This window comes from Sphingopyxis sp. (assembly GCF_036675685.1).
GTDB lineage: Bacteria > Pseudomonadota > Alphaproteobacteria > Sphingomonadales > Sphingomonadaceae > Sphingopyxis.
Genome location: NZ_JAKFEM010000029.1, coordinates 20,075 through 37,365, shown reverse-complemented (window position 1 = coordinate 37,365; position 17,291 = coordinate 20,075). Strand labels below are relative to the sequence as shown.

Genomic DNA, 17,291 nt, shown 5'->3' with positions numbered 1-17,291 from the left:
TCGGGAAAGCGGTGGAGGAGGATGAAATAGCCGATCATGCAGGCATGCCTTTCGGATCGCCGACCCGGGCTGTCAGCCCACCGGAATCGCGATCATTTTCCTGTCCCGGAAAACCCAACCAAAGTCATTTTGATCGATAGGAGACAATGCCCGACAGATGGCCTGCTGCGTTGCGACGCGGCGTGGTCCAGCGGCATGCTCGCCATATGGGGTCGCCCCGCGTCATTGTAAGGGCACGACATATTTCCCATTCGCCCTCGCCGCCGCTAAAGGAGCCGCGACACAGTCTTTGCAGGATGAAGTTCGCGTGACCCTTTCGATCCGCCCCGCCACGCCCGCCGATCTGTCGCTGATCGCGCAGTTCATCCGCGACCTCGCCGACTATGAAAAGCTCGCGCACGAAGTTCGCTTCGACGAAGCGAAGCTCGGCGAAAAACTTTTCGGCCCGCGCCCCTATGCCGAAGTCGTGATCGGCGAATTGAATGGAAGCCCACAGGGCTTCGCACTCTTTTTCCACAATTTCTCGACCTTCGAGGGGCGCGCCGGCATCTATCTCGAGGATCTGTTCGTGCGCCCCGAGGCGCGCGGATCGGGGCTCGGCAAGGCGCTGCTCATCCATCTCGCAGCGCTTTGCGCGGAGCGCGATTGCGCGCGGCTTGAATGGTCGGTGCTCGACTGGAACACCCCGTCGATCGGTTTCTACCAGAGCCTCGGCGCCAGGCTGATGGACGAATGGACCGTGATGCGCGTCGATGGCGACGCGCTGACGAAGCTGGCCAGCAGTTGAACCTTCCCCCTCGATGGGGGAAGGATACGCAGCCTTATCGCGAAGCGATTAGGCGAAGTTGGATGGGGGCGATGCCGCGTCCTTGCACCGCCGTTTCAGGCCGAGGCCGCACCCCCCTCCGCTGCGACTAGCGAACAAGTTCGCAAGTCTCGCTGCCTCCCCATCAAGGGGGAGGATGAAAGCTATTTCGCTACCCGCGGCCGCCGCCGCTCCATCGGCCAGCTCGGCATATGCGCATCGGACAGCTTCTTCGCCTCGCCGGGCGCGACCCCCAGGTCGGTCAGCACCCGCACCAGCGCTTCGGCGGGCGGAACCGCAATGTCGGGCTGGACGCCATCGCCTTCCCAATCCTTGCCGGTCGCCGGGTCATAGGTGCGCCCGACCGGGATGAAGGCGCCATAACCGCCGCCCAGATCCTCGCCGGTCCCGAAATGATTGGCGCCCGCGGTCGGTGCACCGACCAGCGTGCCGCGCCCCGTGTGCTTCATCGCGAGCGAGAAATGCTCGGCCGCCGACGCGCTCGCGCCCGACGTCAGGACATAGACCTTCGCATCGCGCAGCCTCTTGTCGGCGTTCGGCGTCGCCCAATGCTCGCGCGCCACCATGCCGGCGTCGCCCTTCACCAGTCGCATCGACGCCAGCCCGTCGATTGGCGAGCCGCCGCGCGCATCGACCGATTCGCGCGTCGCCATCGTCACCAGCCGCGTCGGCTCCGCGAACAACCACGGAAAGATCACGTCCATCTGGTCGAGCCCGCCGCCATTATGCGTGCGGATGTCGAAGATGATCGCCTTGGCATCGGCGTGATCGGCCATGAACTTCGCGGCCTCGGCGGTCGCCGCCGCATCCATCGGAAAGACGTTGAAGCGCACGAAGGCGATCCCCGGCGCGATCCACCCCGCCTGCTCGACCGGAACCTTCGGCGGACGGCGCGCCGGCGCGGCGCCGCCCGGTGCAGGCGCTGCCGGCGCGGCCGCCGCTTCGGGCGCACGCACACGCAAATGCCCGTCGGGCGATACCGCATTAACATCCCTATCGATCGCCTGCCCCAGCGCCTCGCCGGTCAATGACGCATAGCGGCCCGCGGCAATGCCCGAGCGGATCGCCGCGGCATAGCGCTTGCCGGTTTCGGGATAGACATAGTCGCGCTCGAGCAGCGCGGCGTAATTTTCGGCAATCTGGTTGGCACTCGCCTCATCCGCGGCCATTGCTGGCGGCGGCACAATCACGGGCAGCAGGGCCGCCCCCGCAGCAAACAACAGGGCCGGCAAAATACGCGAAGAACGAATCATCCTCATCTCCAATCCATCCCCGGCCGGATCGAAGTGTATCACATCAGCAATACGGATCAACTACATTTGTAGTCGAATCCGTTCAGCGTTTGCGCGCGAACCAGACCAGAAAGATCCCGACGACGGCAAGCACGACGCCGTTGCGCGTCCAGGTCGTGTCGCCGAGCATGAAGCTGCTCGCCGGCCAGCGCACGATGTCGAGCCCCTGCAGCGCCCATAGCCCGCCGACGAGGATCGCCGCGACCCCGACGATCGCGAGGATAGCCTTCACTGCACCCATGATCTTCTCCCCCTATTTGCGCTGCAATCCGATCAACGGCCGTAGCCAGCCGATGTTGCGCCCGATCGCATAGAAAAGCCAGCACCCAAGGGTGGTCGCCGCGAGCAGCGCGACGAAGGACGGCAACGCGCCGACCCCGGCCTGGAGCAAATACCAGCCGACGACGACGATGATCGTCTGATGGATGATGTAAAAGGGGAAGACCGCCTCGGCGAGCGTCGTGCGCGAGGGGTGATCGCGGTTCCAGTACCGGTCGGCGATCCCGATGAGCGCGACGATCGTCGCCCAGCCCTGCACCTGCCGCACGACATGGAACAGGATGATCGCCCAGCCGGGCGCACGCGTGTCGCCCGGCCAGGTCCATTCGACCCAGCCGATCGGAACGAAGGCCGCGACCGCGAGCAGCAGCGCGACCTTCCAGCGGCGCGCGACGCTCTCGAACAAGGCGGGCCGCACGCGGAGCAACCAACCGACACCGAACGCCATCAGATAGCGGAGGTGCGACGGCCCGTCGTCGAACAGCGCGTGCGACTCGTCATGATCGGGAAAGGCGCCATAGACGGCGAGCCACCACAGGATCGGGACGATCAGCAGCCCCCAGCCGCCGAGCAATCGCGCCGCGCCGTCGGCTACCTTCGCGCGCGTGTCTGTGGGCACGACTGCCAGCAGGATCGCCGCGAGCATCGTATAGACCCACAGGTAAACGACAAACCACAGATGCTGCCATGTCGGCAGGATGATCCCGTCGAGGGCGCCGAAGCGGAAATAATCGTGCAGCCAGAAATGGAGGAAGCCGTACTTGTAGCCATGCTGCCCGACCAGCTCGATCCACGGCTGCGGCGGGATGACGACGATCACGCCGAAGATCAGCGGGATCAGCAATCGCGCGCACCGTGACCGCGCGAACGCCCCCGCCCCGCCCAGCTTCGCCAGCAGCGCCGCGCTCGCATAGCCCGACACGAGAAACAGCAGCGCGAGCCGCCAGCCGTTCGTTGCCAGCATCGGGATCGCAACCCAATCGATCGTGGGGTCGATCTTCACATGCCAGTGCCACGGCACGAAATACATGCCGATATGAAAGAGGATAAGGAGCGCGAACGCCCCGATCCGCAGCCAGTCCATGCCGTGATGGCGCATGCTGATCTCCCTCTCCCCACCTTCGTCATCCCGGACTTGATCCGGGATCCAGGCAACATCGCGCGAATGGATCCCGGATCAAGTCCGGGATGACGATAATGGATATATTTATCCCACCACCCGCCAAGCCAGCTCGGCAAACTCGCAAAGCAGCGGCCGCGTATCGCGCGGGTCGATGATGTCCTCGACCCCGAATTTCTCCGCGGTGCGGAACGGCGAGCGCACGCGATTGAGCCGCGCGCGGATCGCCTCAAGATGCGCCGCGGGGTCCTCGGCGGCCTCGAGCTCGCTCTTGTACGCAACCTCGACCCCGCCTTCGATCGGCAGGCTGCCCCAGTCACCCGACGGCCAGGCGAAACGATATTGGAACCGCTCGGCGTTCGACATCGCGCTCCCCGCGATCCCGTATGCGCGCCGCACGACGACCGACGCGAGCGGCACCGTTGCGCGATAGATCGCGTTCATCGCCTGCACCCCGTACCGGATCGTCCCCGTCCGCTCGGCCTCGCCGCCGATCATGAAGCCCGGATTGTCGACCAGATGGACGATCGGCAGCCGGAACTGGTCGGCCATCTTCACGAAGCGCTCGGCCTTCTCGCTCGTCTTCGCGTCCCACGATCCGCCGAGATAGGATGGATCGCTCGCAAGCACAGCGACCGGATAGCCGTCGAGCCGCGCAAAAGCTGTGATCACCGCGCGGCCCCAGCGCGCGCCCATTTCGAAAAAGCTGCCCCGGTCGAACACCGCATCGCAAATGCGCCGCATTGCATAGACCTGCTTCGCCCCGCGCGGCACCGCCGACAGCAGCGACTCCTCGCGCCGATCGGCCGGATCGCTGCACGCGATCCGCGCCGCCCGGTCATGGATCGACGATGGCAAATAGGACAAAAACCGCCGCGCAGCCGCAAAGGCCTCGGCTTCGCTCGCGACCTCGTCGTCGACGACGCCGTTGCGCGTATGCACATCGCTGCCGCCAAGCTCCTCGCGGTCGAGCGTATCGCCAATCGCCGCCGCGACCGCCGGCCCCGCGGCGAACAGCTGCGACAGCCCGCGCACCATGATGCTGTAATGGCTCGCGACGACGCGCGCAGCGCCGAGCCCCGCCGTCGGCCCGAGCGCGAGCGCCACCACCGGCACCGTATCGAGGTTCGCGATGATCTCATGCCAGCCCGGCACATGCGGGATATAGGTATAGCCCATATCCTCGAGCGTCTTCACCGATCCGCCACCGCCGGTGCCGTCGATCATGCGGATCAGCGGCAGACGATATTGATGCGCCATCGCCTCGCACTGGACGAACTTGCGGTGCAGCGCCGCATCGGCCGCGCCGCCGCGCACGGTGAAATCGTCGGCCGAGGCAACCACCGGCCGCCCGTCGATATTCGCGCGCCCGAAGATGAAGTTCGACGCGGCGAGGTCTTCCAGCTCGCCGTCGGCGCCATATTTGCCGCGCCCCGCGATCTTGCCGATCTCGCGAAAGCTGCCGGCGTCGACGATACCCGCGAGCCGCGCCCGCGCGTCCATCTTGCCGCGCCCATGTTGCCGCGCGACCTTCTCTTCCCCGCCCATTTTCTCGGCCATCGCGCGGCGCTGACCCAGCTCGTCGATCTCTTTTTTCCAGCTCATGGGGCGAAAGCTAACTGACGTTGACGGAAACGTCATGCAAAACCTTGCCCGGCCCCTTGCCGCTGCTATCGTCGTGCCATGACCCGCAAAATCGCCTTCGCTCTCGCCGCAGCGCTGCTCCCGTTCTTGCCGGCGATGGCCGCCGGCGACGCCGCGCGAACACTTCCCGGTGTCGAGGATGCCTACAAGAGCGATGCCTTCGGCCCCAACCCGATGCCCGCGATCGACGCCGCACTCACCGCAGCGAAGCAATCGGGCAAGCCCGTGCTGCTGGTGATGGGCACGAACGGCTGTCACGACAGCGCCTGGCTCGCCAACCTCATCGCGACCGACCGCTTCGCCCCGGTGCGTGCGCGCTACGAGATCGTTTATGCCGACATCGGCATGCCGCACGTGAAGAGCTGGGGCCGCAACCCCGAGATACCCAAACGCTTCGGCTTCCGGAAGATCAAGGGCACCCCGACCGTCGCGATTCTCGATGCCGACGGCACCGTGCTCAACCGCAAGGCCGCGCCCAAATGGCGCAACGCCGCGAGCCGCCGCGACGACGACATCTATAATGAACTGATGCAATAGGGGGAGACTATGGCCGACATGAGCCTCGCGGGGCGCGTCGCGCTCGTCACCGGCGCCTCGCGCGGGATCGGCCGCGGCATCGCGATCGGGCTCGCCGAAGCGGGCGCCGACGTCGCGGTCAATTACACCCGCGGCGAAGACGCCGCCGCCGAAACCGTCGCCGCGATCGAGGCGCTCGGCCGCAAGGCCAAGGCCTACCAAGCGTCGGTCACCGACGAGGCCGCCTGCGCCGCGATGGTCGCCGCGGTCGAGGCCGATTTCGGCCCGCTGTCGATCCTCGTCAACAACGCCGGCATCGCGAGCCGCGGGCTTTCGGTCGCCGACACCGACCCCGCCGAGGTCGACAGGCTCTTCGCCGTCCACGCCGCCGGCCCACACCGCCTCAGCCGCCTCGCGCTGCCGCAATTGCGCAGCCACAAGCGCAGCGACATCATTATCATCTCGAGCATCGCAACTTACGTGAACTCGCCGAACGGCGCCCCATACACGATGGCGAAGGCGGCGGGCGAGGCGCTCGCGCTCACCCTCGCCAAGGAGGAGCTCGCGAACGGCGTCCGCGTCAACATCGTCGCCCCCGCGCTCACCGTCAGCGATATGGGCGAGAAACTGTCGCGCGCGATCACCGGCAACGAAGACATCCACCATCTCGACGCCAAAATGCCCTTCGGCCGCGTCGCCGTCCCCGCCGACGTCGCGGCGGCGGTCGTCTGGTTCGTCAGCGACGCGAACAGCTATTGTTCAGGCCAGAAACTCAACATCGACGGCGCTGCGCAGGCGACGTTTCGTTAGGGTGCGCTATCGCGAAACAACTTGCCGGTATTGATGACGACATCTCCGACGCAGTTCGACGGCTTTCGGGGCCAGTCAAACGCCATTACGCCCCAATCGTTCCACAGGGCATAACTGGGACAGTATCCATGGTCGCAAAAGCTCTCGATCTTTCCGCCGCGATATTTCACTGAGACTCGATCGGTGCGGACACAAACTCGGTCGAGTTCGATCTCGAAGATGCTACCGCCCACTTCCTGACTCAGACGGACACGGGGATTGCCCAAGGCAGGCTGGGACCATCTTTCGATATAGCAGTCGCCGGATCGACATTCAGCGGGCAGGCCAAAGGCGTCAACGAAGTCAGCGGGCGCCGGGTCGCGTTTGGAAACGAGCTGATCCAGCCCATCGAACAGCACCATTTCCGCCGGACTGAACGGATCCTTCGGCGCCAGCCAGAAAAGAAAAGCTCCGCCGGCAACCAACGTCGACAGCGTGATATGAAGAAAGCCCCGCCAACTCATGATATGATGTTACATTACCTTCTCGTACCCTGCAAGCCGACGCGTGACCCGATCGGACATTCTCCGCTAAGGCCCATCTATGCGTCCCGATTCGGCATCCCCCCTCATCCCCTTCCTGATCGCGTGCGCGGGCATTGCGACCTTTTCGGCGATGGATGTGTTGATGAAGGGGCTGTCGATCAACATCGGCGCCTATAACGCCGTGCTCTGGCGCACGAGCATCGGCACGCTCGTCGCCGGGCTCCTCTATTTCGCGAGCCGCCCGGCGATGCCCGACCGGCCGACATTGCGCATCCACGCGGTCCGCTCGCTGTTCGTCGCGGGCATGGCGCTCAGCTTCTTCTGGGGGCTCGCGCGGCTGCCGATGGCCGAGGCGATCGCGATCGCCTTCGTCGCGCCGTTGATGACGCTCTATATGGCGGCGATCTTCCTTGGCGAACGCATCGGCCCGCGATCGGTCGCCGCGTCGATGCTCGGCATCCTCGGCGTGCTGGTGATCGTCGCGGGCAAGCTCGGGCGCGGCGACTATGCGCCCGAGGCCTTGTGGGCGGTCGGCGCGGTTTTCTTTTCGGCGACGCTCTACGCCTACAACCTCATCCTCGCGCGGCGGCAGGCGAAGATGGCCGAGCCGATGGAGATCGCCTTCTTCCAGAATTTCTTCGTCGCGCTGATCCTTGCCCTCGGCGCGCCATGGTTCGCGGTCGTGCCTGGCAGCGATCATGCGATGCCGATCCTCGGCGCCGCGATTCTCGCGACCACCTCGCTGTTGCTCCTGAGCTGGGCCTATGCCCGCGCCGAGGCGCAGATCCTCGCGACCACCGAATATACCGGCTTCCTGTGGGCGATGCTGTTCGGCTGGATGTTCTTCGACGAAGCGGTGACGCTGCCGACGATCGCCGGCGCGCTGCTGATCGTCGCGGCGTGCCTGATCGTGGCAAGCAAGACGCCGCAGCTCGATCCGATCGAGCCGGCGGCGGCTTAGGAAAAATATCTCACACAAAGACACAAAGGCACGAAGAGGCTAGCTCGGGCCGATAGGCCCCATTCCGGTTGGGCGTCGCGGCTAGCGCGCCGTCAAAGGAGAAAGCCGCTTAGCGGCAAGCACGACATCTTCGTGCCTTTGTGTCTTTGTGTGATTCAAAAATTCACGCCGCCGCGCGCCCCAGCCGATCGTTGATCGCCGCGCCCAACCCATCAGCCGGAATGACGGCAACCGCAATCCTCGCCTTGGCGCTCGCCGCCCCGGCATGGAGCGCATCGAACAGACGCGCCGCAGCCTCGGTCAGGTCACCACTAGCGCTCAGATCATAATCGCCCGCGACCGTACCAAACCCAATCCCGAACTCGTCGTCCGCAAATCCCACCGCCCCCAGCCGCACCGGCTTGCCCGGCGCATAATGGCTCGCAAGCATCCCCGGTGCGACGATCTCCGATCCCCTCACCCCGGTCACCGCCAACCCGCTCGCTTCGGCCAGCATCTCGGCGGTCACCGGCCCCGGCCGCAAAATCTCGATCGCGCCGTCCTTCACGCGCGCGATTGTGGACTCGACCCCCGCCGTCGTCGGCCCATCGTCGATCACCAACGCGATCCGCCCGTCGAGGCTCGCCAGCACATGGCTTGCCTTCGTCGGGCTCACCCGCCCGCTCGCATTGGCGCTTGGCGCGGCGAGCGGCGCGCCGGACTCGGCGAGCAGCGCCTGCATCGCGCGGTGCCCTGGCATCCTCAGCGCAATCGTGTCGAGCCCCGCCGTCGCGATGCTCGCCACCGGGCAATCCGCCGTACGCGGCACCACCAAGGTCAGCGGCCCCGGCCAGAAGCGCGCCGCGAGCGCGCGCTCGGCCGCGCCGAACACACCCAGTTCTTCGGCCGCCGCGCGGTTCGGCACATGCACGATCAGCGGATTGAAATCGGGCCGCCCCTTCGCGGCATAGATGCGCGCGACCGCCGCGGCATTGCGCGCATCGGCGGCGAGGCCATAGACCGTCTCGGTCGGCACCGCGACCGGCTGGCCCGCCGCAACCAGCGCGGCGGCCTGCGCGATAGCTGCGCTATCGAACGCGCACAGAATTGTGGACTTTGAGGCATCGGCCATGCCGCGCTATAGCGCCCGCGCAACGAGATTCACCAGGAAAGTCGGCGTCCCAATGACCTATACTCCGCCCACCACCGAACAGCTCTTCGTCTTGGGCCATATCGCGCGCATCGACGCGATGGCCCAGCACGAGCGCTTCGCCGCTGCGACCCCCGACATGGTCGAGGCGATCGTCACCGGCATCGGCGATTTCGCGGCCGAGGTTTACGCCCCGCTCAATCGTATCGGCGACACCCAGAACCCGAAATGGCACGACGGCGCCGTCACCATGCCGCCGGGGTTCAAGGAAGCGTATAAGCAGTTCGTCGAGGCAGGCTGGGGCAGCATCGACGGACCCGAGGCGTTCGGCGGCCAGGGCCTGCCCTTCACCCTCGCGACCGTCGTGATCGAGGCGCTCGGCAGCGCGAACATGGGCTTTTCGCTCTGCAACATCCTGACCCCGGGCGCGATCCACGCGCTGATGGCCTATGGCACCGACGAACAGCGCCAGACCTGGCTGCCCAAGCTCGTTTCGGGCGAGTGGAACGGCACGATGAACCTGACCGAGCCCGCCGCGGGCAGCGACGTCGGCGCGCTGCGCACGGTCGCCGAAAAGGTCACCGAGGGCGAACATGCCGGCCTCTACCGGATCAAGGGGCAAAAGATTTTCATCACCTTCGGCGAGCATGACCTTACCGACAATATCGTCCACCTCGTCCTCGCGCGCACCCCCGGCGCGCCCGAGGGGACGCGCGGCATTTCGCTCTTCCTCGTCCCCAAATATCGCCTCGACGACGCGGGCAATCCGACGATTTCGAACGGCGTTCATTGCGCCTCGATCGAGCACAAGCTCGGCATCCACGGCTCACCGACCGCGGTGATGGTCTATGGCGAAGACGAGGACTGCCTTGGCGAGGTCGTTGGCGAAGAAATGGGCGGCATGCGCGCGATGTTCGTGATGATGAACAACGCCCGCCTGATGATCGGCTGCCAGGGCATCCAGATCGGCGAACGCGCGACGCAGCAGGCGCAGCGCTTCGCCGCCGAGCGCGTCCAGTCGTCGCTCGCGGGCTCGGCGGACCGCACGCCAGTGACGATCGACCAGCACCCCGATGTCCGCCGCATGCTGTGGCGGATGCGCGCGCAGACCGAGGCCGCGCGTGCACTCACTTACTATGCCGCAGCGCAGATCGACTTCGGCAAGCTGGGCGACGAAGCCGCCGCGATGCGCGCCGAAATCCTGATCCCGCTCGTCAAGGCGCACGCGACCGACATCGGCTGCGAGGTCGCGAGCCTCGGCATCCAGGTCCATGGCGGCATGGGTTTCATCGAGGAAACCGGCGCCGCGCAACATTATCGCGACGCACGCATCGCGCCGATCTACGAAGGCACCAATGGCATCCAGGCGGCCGATCTCGTCGGGCGCAAACTCGGCATGGCGGGCGGCGATCTCGTCCGCAGGCTGATCGACGACATAGCCCGCGGCGCCGGCGATTTCCCCGAGTTGCAGCAGCTCGTTGACGCGTGCCGCGCGGTGACCGACTGGATGGTGACCGCGCCGACGCCCGACCGGCTCGCGGGCAGCTATCCCTATCTCACCATGCTCGCGACCGCGACCTGTGGGTGGCTGATGGCGCTGCAACACAAGGCCGCGCGCGCGGCGCTCGACGAAGGCCAAGGCGACGCCGCCTTCCTCGAAGCGAAGATCGCCTCGACGCGCTTTTACCTTGGGCAGATCGTCCCCGCGGCGACCGGCCTCGCCGCCTCGGCGCTCGCCGGCGACGCGGCGCTCGCGCCCTTGCCGGAAATCGCCTGAATCCGGCGGAATCCGGCGCCTTGCGCTCCAATCGCACGGCGCAGGACTTCGCTCATGATTAACGCGATGATAACCATCTGACACTAGGCACGACCGGCAATTGCTGGAGATGTGCGTGCTGAAGCTCGGACAGAAGATGATCGTCAGTTGGCGCGCCCTCGTGCTGTCGCTGCTGCTGAGTCTCGTCGTGGGCGTCAGCGGCATTGGCGACGTTCCCGATCGCCTGATTGCCATGGCCACCAGCCGCGTCGCATACCGCGATGTGTCGGGCGACATCGTGGTGGTGGGTATCGATGATCGAACCTTGGCCGAATCGCGCGGCGGCGAGTTCACGCGGCACGATCATGCCCGCCTGATACGCGCCATCGATCGCGCCGCGCCCAGGCGCCTTTTCATCGATTTCGACTATGAACGACCCGATAACTACGGGGGCATGGAAAGCGTGAGCGCGGCGGTGCGCAACATGGGGGACCGGGTCGTGCTCGCCGTGCCGACGCGATCAGTGCCGGGCTCCGATCAGCTCGTTACCATCTTTCCCGACCCCTCATTCGGAAATCGCGCCAAGCACGCCAGCATCGCATGGGAAAATCAATTCTGGCAGGTGTGGGACGTCCCGTTGATGTACCTTGCCGAAGGAAAGCTGCTGCCAAGTTTCTCGGCGGTCTTGGCGAACAAATCGGGGCGTGCGCCTTCGCAGTTTCGCATCGATTTTTCATATCGGACGGCCAGTATCCAACAATATAGCGCGATCGACGTGATCGATGGCAAAGTCGGCGCGAGGGAGTTGGCGGGTAAGGACGTCATCTTTGCGCCCACGGCATCACGGCATGCGGATCGTCATTATTTGCCGGGGCACGACAAGGTGCCCGGTGCTTACGTCCATTTGATCGCCGCCGAAACGTTGCGGCGGGGCGATCCGGTTAACCTCGGCTGGTTGCCGCCGTTGGGCCTTGCGCTGCTTCTGACGCTGCCGATGCTGCTGCGCCGCGGCAACCGGTGGTTCAGCGTCTTCGGATTGGCGGTGGCCACCGTGCTCATCGTGTCGCAGCAGCTGCTCGCGACGCAGCTTGTCACGGTCTCCACGGGTACAGGTCTCTTCTTCCTCGTGGCCATCGGCTCCAACGTGGCGCGTGCCCGGCGTCGCGATTCGGCGCAGCGCGAGAACCCGGTTTCGGGCTTGCCGAATTTCGAGGCATTGCGCTCGCAGCCCCCGTTCGGCAGCATGACCGTGATTGCCGCCAAGGTCGTCAATTTCGACGATCTCGCCGCCTTCATCCCCGGCGACGGGATCGGCAAGCTCGTGGAACAGGTCACCCGCCGCCTCCAGCTCGCTTCGCAGGGCACCACGCTCCATCACGATCTCGACGGCACCTTTGCATGGCTCGTGCCCTATTATCAGCACAGCCAGATCGAAGGGCAGCTCGCGGGCCTCGCCGCGCTGTTCAACGCGCCGCTGACGATCGGCGAGCTGCGCGTCGATGTCGCGATCGCCTTCGGGGTCAATGACGAGTTCGAGGGCTCGAATGCCCAGCGACTCGCCGCGGCGCTCGTCGCCGCCGAGCGCGCGATCCGCACGCGCGCGTTGTGGACCAAATATACGCCGCGCCAAAAGGACGATGCCGGCTGGCAACTCTCCTTCCACTCGCAGCTCGAAGACGCGCTGACCGGCGGCGACATCTGGGTCGCCTTCCAGCCGCAATATGAAATCGCGAGCCGCAAGCTCGTCGGGGTCGAGGCGCTCGCCCGCTGGACGCACCCGACGCGCGGGCCGATTCCGCCCGACGAGTTCATCGTTCAGGCCGAAAAAAGCCAGGACATCTATCGCCTGACCTTGTTCGTCATGGACCAGGCAATCCGCTCGGCGGCGCAGCTCCACGAGCGCGGCCTTCGGATCAACATGTCGGTCAACCTGTCGGCGACGCTGCTCGATCACAGCGACCTCGTCGGCACGATCCGCGTCATGCTGACCGCGCATCATCTGCCGCCCGAGATATTGACGATCGAGATCACCGAAACCGCGCAGATCGAAAACAGCCGCCAGGCGCGCCAGACGCTCGCGCAACTGCGCCGCACCGGCATCCGCCTGTCGATCGACGATTATGGCACCGGCCAGTCGAACCTCGAATATCTGACCGAGATCGAGGCCGACGAAATCAAGATCGACAAGCGATTCGTGATGACCATGCGCGATTCGCGACGGAACCTCGAAGTCGTCAAATCGACGATCGACCTCGCGCACCGCCTTGGTGCCGTCGCGGTCGCCGAGGGCATCGAAGACGCCGAAACCATGGCACTTCTGGGCCAGCTCGGTTGCGATGTCGGCCAAGGTTATCATCTTGGAAAACCACAACTGTTTTCCGAGCTCGCAGCAACGCTCGCCGCCCCTCCGCAGAACCGCACCGCATAACTGCCAGACTGGCAGCTATGCTTATAGTTAAGACTCGATTTACCTTACTAATTAAGGTATATGCTCCGTTAACTGTTCCTCGTGGGCAGTGCGAACAGGAGATTTATCATGGGTTGGTTTTGGCGATTCATGGGCGGCGGCGGCACCGAAAGCGGTGGCGGTTCGGCCTAACCCGATAACGAGTTAAGGAGGGGGCTCCGGCATCGCCGGGGCCCTTTCTTTTTGCCTTGCGTCCGCGCGAGCCCGGCAGGGCCGCTCCGTATCGCGACGCGCCTCCGCAGCGTAGGGGCGTCACCGGCCACCCTTCGCCCCAATCTTCGCACCCGAAAAACTTCGCTTTTTGATCCGCTTGCCCTGATCGTCGCGCAAACCCGCGGAAAGGCTGGCGTGGACGCTCCAATTCGTGCATCGGCAGCGACGAGACGAATCAAAATATCGACGAACCGAGTCCCCAATCTGTCATTTACCGTCTTGCATCGCTGCGCCGACGTGGCACTATAGGTGGTGGGTCAACCGCGGGGGCACCCCAAGAAATAGTATCAGGCTGTAACTGGCGGATTTCCGTCGTCCATCCCATATGGACACGGGAAAGAGTGACGTGCGTCCAAAAATATGTCCCACGCGGGGCGGTTTAGATGCTAGGATCGGGGCTTCGCCCTGAGTCGAACAAGACGGGAACAAAGCGCACGGGTGCGCGTTCAAATCGGGGGCGAATTAGATGGATTTTCGGGAAACGGAACGGGTGGAGACGAGCGACGTGGCGACGGTGGAACTGGCAAAGAATGACGCTCCCGCAGCAAGCGAATCGGCTCCCGATGCGGCGCCGGCGGCAAAGCTCAACGACAGCAGCGAGGCGAAGGTCCACGCGCGCCGGTTCGACATCGTGACCGACAAGGGCCGCGACGCCCTGCTCACCGACTTCGGCAAGGAAACGCTCGAGGATCGCTACCTGCTTCCTGGCGAATCATACCAGGATCTCTTCGCGCGCGTCGCGTCGGCCTATGCCGACGACCAGGATCACGCCCAGCGCCTTTACGATTATATCTCGAAGCTGTGGTTCATGCCCGCGACCCCGGTGCTCTCGAACGGCGGTACCGGCCGCGGCCTGCCGATCAGCTGCTACCTGAACTCGGTCGACGACAGCCTCGAGGGCATCGTCGGCACGTGGAACGAGAATGTCTGGCTCGCGAGCCGCGGCGGCGGCATCGGCACCTATTGGGGCGCGGTGCGCGGCATCGGCGAACCCGTCGGTTTGAACGGCAAGACCAGCGGCATCATCCCCTTCGTCCGCGTGATGGACTCGCTCACCCTCGCGATCTCGCAGGGCTCGCTGCGCCGCGGTTCGGCCGCCTGCTATCTCGACGTCTCGCACCCCGAGATCGAGGAGTTTCTTGAGGTTCGCAAGCCCTCGGGCGACTTCAACCGCAAGGCGCTCAATCTCCACCACGGCGTCCTCATCACCGACGAGTTCATGGAGGCCGTCCGCGACGGCGCCGAATTCAACCTGCGCAGCCCCAAGGACCAGAGCGTCCGCGGCACCGTCGACGCGCGCAGCCTGTTCCAGAAGCTCGTCGAAACGCGCCTCGCGACGGGCGAGCCCTACATCATCTTCATCGACCAGGTGAACCGCATGATGCCGAAGCATCACCGCGACCTCGGGCTGAAAGTCACCACCTCGAACCTCTGCTCGGAAATCACGCTGCCCACCGGCCGCGACCATCTCGGCAACGATCGCACCGCGGTCTGCTGCCTCTCGTCCTTGAACCTCGAAACCTGGGACGAGTGGAACACCGACAAACTCTTCATCGAAGACGTGATGCGCATGCTCGACAACGTCCTGCAGGATTATATCGACCGCGCCCCGCCCGAAATGGCGCGCGCCAAGTATAGCGCCAGCCGCGAACGCTCGGTCGGCCTCGGCGTCATGGGCTTCCACAGCTTCCTCCAGGCGCGCGGCCTGCCGTTCGAGGGCGCGATGGCGAAATCGTCGAACCTGCGCGTCTTCAAGCATATCCGCGCGCAGGTCGATCAGGCGTCGATGCTGCTCGCCAAGGAACGCGGCCCCTGCCCCGACGCCGCCGATCAGGGCGTGATGGAGCGCTTCAGCTGCAAGATGGCGATCGCGCCGACCGCGTCGATCAGCATCATCTGCGGCGGCACCAGCGCGTGCATCGAGCCGATCCCGGCGAACATCTACACGCACAAGACGCTCTCGGGCAGCTTCTCGATCCGCAACCCGCACCTCGAAGCCCTCCTCGTCGACAAGGCGAAGAACAGCGACGCGATCTGGAACTCGATCCTCGAAAAGGGCGGCAGCGTCCAGCACCTCGACTTCCTGACGCAGGACGAGAAGGACTGCTACAAGACCAGCTTCGAGATCGACCAGCGCTGGCTGCTCGAACTCTCGGCCGACCGCACGCCCTACATCGATCAGGCGCAGTCGCTGAACCTGTTCATCCCCGCCGACGTCGAGAAGTGGGACCTGCTCATGCTCCACTACCGCGCGTGGGAACTCGGCATCAAATCGCTCTATTACCTCCGCTCGAAATCGGTGCAGCGCGCCGGCTTCGCGGGCGGGGTCGAGGCCGACAACACCGCCGAAGCCCCGGTGTACGAGCTTCAGACCACCGATTATGACGAATGTCTGGCCTGCCAGTGATGGACGGCATGACGCTCGGTATTTTCGTTCCGCTCATCGCGACCGTGCTAGCGATTGTCGTGACGCTTATCGGGCTGAAACGCATTGCTGCGGCGCAGATGGCGGCGGCGGACATTGCCAATCGCCGCGATGAAAGTGTCGCCATTCGTACTGAGTGGATTAAAATTGTGGCAGCATGGATTCTGCCTGTCGCGCTCTATATCGTTTTCAACATGTTGAATGTCGGCGACATCGCAACGCTGAAAATCTTCTGAACCAGGACAACACCGATGCCCCTTCTAGAAGCCCGCAAGACCTACAAGCCCTTCGAATATCCGTGGGCGTTCGATTTCTGGAAGCGCCAGCAGCAGATCCACTGGGTTCCCGAGGAAGTGCCGCTGGGCGAGGATTGCCGCGACTGGGCGCAAAAGATCAGCGACCATGAACGCAACCTGCTCACGCAGATTTTCCGCTTCTTCACGCAGGCCGATATCGAGGTGCAGGATTGCTACCACGACAAATATGGCCGCGTGTTCAAGCCGACCGAAATCAAGATGATGCTGACCGCGTTCAGCAACATGGAAACCGTGCACATCGCGGCCTATTCGCACCTGCTCGACACGATCGGCATGCCCGAAAGCGAATATGGCATGTTCCTCGAATATGACGAGATGCGCGCCAAGCACGACTATATGCAGCAGTTCGGCGTCGATAACGACGAGGATATTGCGCGCACGCTCGCGATGTTCGGCGGCTTTACCGAGGGGCTCCAGCTCTTCGCCAGCTTCGCGATGCTGATGAACTTCCCGCGCTTCAACAAGATGAAGGGCATGGGCCAGATCGTCAGCTGGTCGATCCGCGACGAAAGCCTCCACTGCGAAGGCATCATCAAGCTGTTCCACACCTTCACCAAGGAACGCGACTGCCTGACCAAGGCGGTGAAGGAAGACATCATCGACACCTGCCAGAAAACGGTTCGGCTCGAGGATGCGTTCATCGACCTCGCGTTCGAACAGGGCCCCGTCCCCGGCATGACGCCCAAGGAAATCAAGCGCTACATCCGCTACATCGCCGACTGGCGCCTCGGGCAGCTCGGTTTCCAGCCGATCTACATGATCGACGAACACCCCCTCCCCTGGCTCGCCCCGCTGCTCAACGGCGTCGAGCACGCGAACTTCTTCGAAACGCGCGCGACCGAATACAGCAAGGGCGCGACGCGCGGCGAGTGGAACACCGTCTGGTCGAGCTTCGACAACCGCAAGAAGGCCAAGGCGAACGACGACAGCGCCCCCGTCATCGCCGCCGAGACCGACGGCGACGACATGTTCAAACAGGCGGGCATCGCCGCCGAGTAAGCGACCCTGAAAC

The 17,291-nt window shown here is 64.6% G+C and carries 15 protein-coding genes; 9 read left to right on the top strand and 6 right to left on the bottom strand.

Going from position 1 to position 17,291, the window contains the following annotated elements:
* Window positions 1–307: 307 nt before the first annotated feature.
* Entirely contained in the window at window positions 308–787 is a 480-nt protein-coding gene (locus tag V6M50_RS13590; protein ID WP_332819106.1) for a GNAT family N-acetyltransferase, read from the top strand.
* A 182-nt stretch (window positions 788–969) separates the two neighbouring features.
* On the opposite strand, the gene V6M50_RS13585 is transcribed toward V6M50_RS13590, so the two are convergent.
* From V6M50_RS13585 to V6M50_RS13570, 4 genes are all read right to left on the bottom strand, one after another.
* Window positions 970–1,995 (bottom strand): S41 family peptidase, encoded by a 1,026-nt coding sequence (locus V6M50_RS13585; RefSeq protein WP_332819105.1) that lies wholly within the window; start codon window positions 1,993–1,995, stop codon window positions 970–972.
* Between the two features lie 166 nt (window positions 1,996–2,161).
* Entirely contained in the window at window positions 2,162–2,359 is a 198-nt protein-coding gene (locus V6M50_RS13580; protein ID WP_332819104.1) for a hypothetical protein, read from the bottom strand.
* A gap of 12 nt (window positions 2,360–2,371) precedes the next feature.
* Window positions 2,372–3,496, bottom strand: coding sequence for an acyltransferase family protein (locus tag V6M50_RS13575; RefSeq protein ID WP_332819103.1), 1,125 nt, complete (start codon window positions 3,494–3,496; stop codon window positions 2,372–2,374).
* Between the two features lie 108 nt (window positions 3,497–3,604).
* The gene (locus V6M50_RS13570; protein ID WP_332819102.1) at window positions 3,605–5,122 is read right to left on the bottom strand and encodes an acyl-CoA carboxylase subunit beta; all 1,518 of its coding nucleotides are present in this window, start codon (window positions 5,120–5,122) and stop codon (window positions 3,605–3,607) included.
* Between the two features lie 78 nt (window positions 5,123–5,200).
* Between V6M50_RS13570 and V6M50_RS13565 the strand changes: the two genes are divergently transcribed.
* Both V6M50_RS13565 and V6M50_RS13560 read left to right on the top strand, forming a co-directional pair.
* Window positions 5,201–5,698 (top strand): thioredoxin family protein, encoded by a 498-nt coding sequence (locus V6M50_RS13565; protein WP_332819101.1) that lies wholly within the window; start codon window positions 5,201–5,203, stop codon window positions 5,696–5,698.
* 9 nt (window positions 5,699–5,707) lie between these two features.
* Window positions 5,708–6,487 (top strand): SDR family NAD(P)-dependent oxidoreductase, encoded by a 780-nt coding sequence (locus V6M50_RS13560; RefSeq protein ID WP_332819100.1) that lies wholly within the window; start codon window positions 5,708–5,710, stop codon window positions 6,485–6,487.
* On the opposite strand, the gene V6M50_RS13555 is transcribed toward V6M50_RS13560, so the two are convergent.
* On the bottom strand, window positions 6,484–6,990 hold the full coding sequence (locus tag V6M50_RS13555) for a hypothetical protein (RefSeq protein ID WP_332819099.1): 507 nt from the start codon (window positions 6,988–6,990) through the stop codon (window positions 6,484–6,486). The two genes, V6M50_RS13560 and V6M50_RS13555, sit on opposite strands and share 4 nt — an antisense overlap.
* A gap of 79 nt (window positions 6,991–7,069) precedes the next feature.
* Here V6M50_RS13555 and V6M50_RS13550 point away from each other — a divergent pair, with 79 nt between their 5' ends.
* On the top strand, window positions 7,070–7,972 hold the full coding sequence (locus V6M50_RS13550; protein WP_332819098.1) for a DMT family transporter: 903 nt from the start codon (window positions 7,070–7,072) through the stop codon (window positions 7,970–7,972).
* Window positions 7,973–8,135: 163 nt separating this feature from the next.
* Here the strand turns inward: V6M50_RS13550 and V6M50_RS13545 are convergent, their stop codons facing one another.
* Window positions 8,136–9,083, bottom strand: coding sequence for an L-threonylcarbamoyladenylate synthase (locus V6M50_RS13545; protein WP_332819097.1), 948 nt, complete (start codon window positions 9,081–9,083; stop codon window positions 8,136–8,138).
* 52 nt (window positions 9,084–9,135) lie between these two features.
* On the opposite strand from V6M50_RS13545, the gene V6M50_RS13540 reads away from it, so the two are divergent.
* The 5 genes from V6M50_RS13540 to V6M50_RS13520 all read left to right on the top strand — a co-directional run bounded on the left by V6M50_RS13540 (window position 9,136) and on the right by V6M50_RS13520 (window position 17,278).
* Window positions 9,136–10,878, top strand: coding sequence for an acyl-CoA dehydrogenase (locus V6M50_RS13540; protein ID WP_332819096.1), 1,743 nt, complete (start codon window positions 9,136–9,138; stop codon window positions 10,876–10,878).
* A 115-nt stretch (window positions 10,879–10,993) separates the two neighbouring features.
* Window positions 10,994–13,285: an EAL domain-containing protein gene (locus V6M50_RS13535; RefSeq protein WP_332819095.1), complete on the top strand. Its 2,292-nt coding sequence runs from the start codon at window positions 10,994–10,996 to the stop codon at window positions 13,283–13,285.
* A gap of 718 nt (window positions 13,286–14,003) precedes the next feature.
* Window positions 14,004–15,944 carry a ribonucleoside-diphosphate reductase subunit alpha gene (locus V6M50_RS13530; RefSeq protein ID WP_332819094.1) on the top strand — a complete coding sequence of 647 codons (1,941 nt, stop codon included), beginning with the start codon at window positions 14,004–14,006 and terminating at the stop codon, window positions 15,942–15,944.
* Window positions 15,945–15,952: 8 nt separating this feature from the next.
* Complete coding sequence (locus V6M50_RS13525; protein ID WP_332819093.1) at window positions 15,953–16,198, top strand: hypothetical protein; 246 nt, start codon at window positions 15,953–15,955, stop codon at window positions 16,196–16,198.
* 15 nt (window positions 16,199–16,213) lie between these two features.
* Window positions 16,214–17,278: a ribonucleotide-diphosphate reductase subunit beta gene (locus V6M50_RS13520; protein ID WP_332819092.1), complete on the top strand. Its 1,065-nt coding sequence runs from the start codon at window positions 16,214–16,216 to the stop codon at window positions 17,276–17,278.
* The last annotated feature ends 13 nt before the right edge of the window (window positions 17,279–17,291 follow it).

Bases quoted from the DNA above. Each gene is read 5' to 3' on its own strand.
- V6M50_RS13565 (WP_332819101.1), top strand. From the start codon at position 5,201: ATGACCCGCAAAATCGCCTTCGCTCTCGCCGCAGCGCTGCTCCCGTTC.
- V6M50_RS13555 (WP_332819099.1), bottom strand. From the start codon at position 6,990: ATGAGTTGGCGGGGCTTTCTTCATATCACGCTGTCGACGTTGGTTGCC.
- V6M50_RS13580 (WP_332819104.1), bottom strand. From the start codon at position 2,359: ATGGGTGCAGTGAAGGCTATCCTCGCGATCGTCGGGGTCGCGGCGATC.
- V6M50_RS13570 (WP_332819102.1), bottom strand. From the start codon at position 5,122: ATGAGCTGGAAAAAAGAGATCGACGAGCTGGGTCAGCGCCGCGCGATG.
- V6M50_RS13525 (WP_332819093.1), top strand. From the start codon at position 15,953: ATGACGCTCGGTATTTTCGTTCCGCTCATCGCGACCGTGCTAGCGATT.
- V6M50_RS13540 (WP_332819096.1), top strand. From the start codon at position 9,136: ATGACCTATACTCCGCCCACCACCGAACAGCTCTTCGTCTTGGGCCAT.
- V6M50_RS13560 (WP_332819100.1), top strand. From the start codon at position 5,708: ATGGCCGACATGAGCCTCGCGGGGCGCGTCGCGCTCGTCACCGGCGCC.
- V6M50_RS13585 (WP_332819105.1), bottom strand. From the start codon at position 1,995: ATGGCCGCGGATGAGGCGAGTGCCAACCAGATTGCCGAAAATTACGCC.
- V6M50_RS13530 (WP_332819094.1), top strand. From the start codon at position 14,004: ATGGATTTTCGGGAAACGGAACGGGTGGAGACGAGCGACGTGGCGACG.
- V6M50_RS13575 (WP_332819103.1), bottom strand. From the start codon at position 3,496: ATGCGCCATCACGGCATGGACTGGCTGCGGATCGGGGCGTTCGCGCTC.
- V6M50_RS13550 (WP_332819098.1), top strand. From the start codon at position 7,070: ATGCGTCCCGATTCGGCATCCCCCCTCATCCCCTTCCTGATCGCGTGC.
- V6M50_RS13545 (WP_332819097.1), bottom strand. From the start codon at position 9,083: ATGGCCGATGCCTCAAAGTCCACAATTCTGTGCGCGTTCGATAGCGCA.
- V6M50_RS13520 (WP_332819092.1), top strand. From the start codon at position 16,214: ATGCCCCTTCTAGAAGCCCGCAAGACCTACAAGCCCTTCGAATATCCG.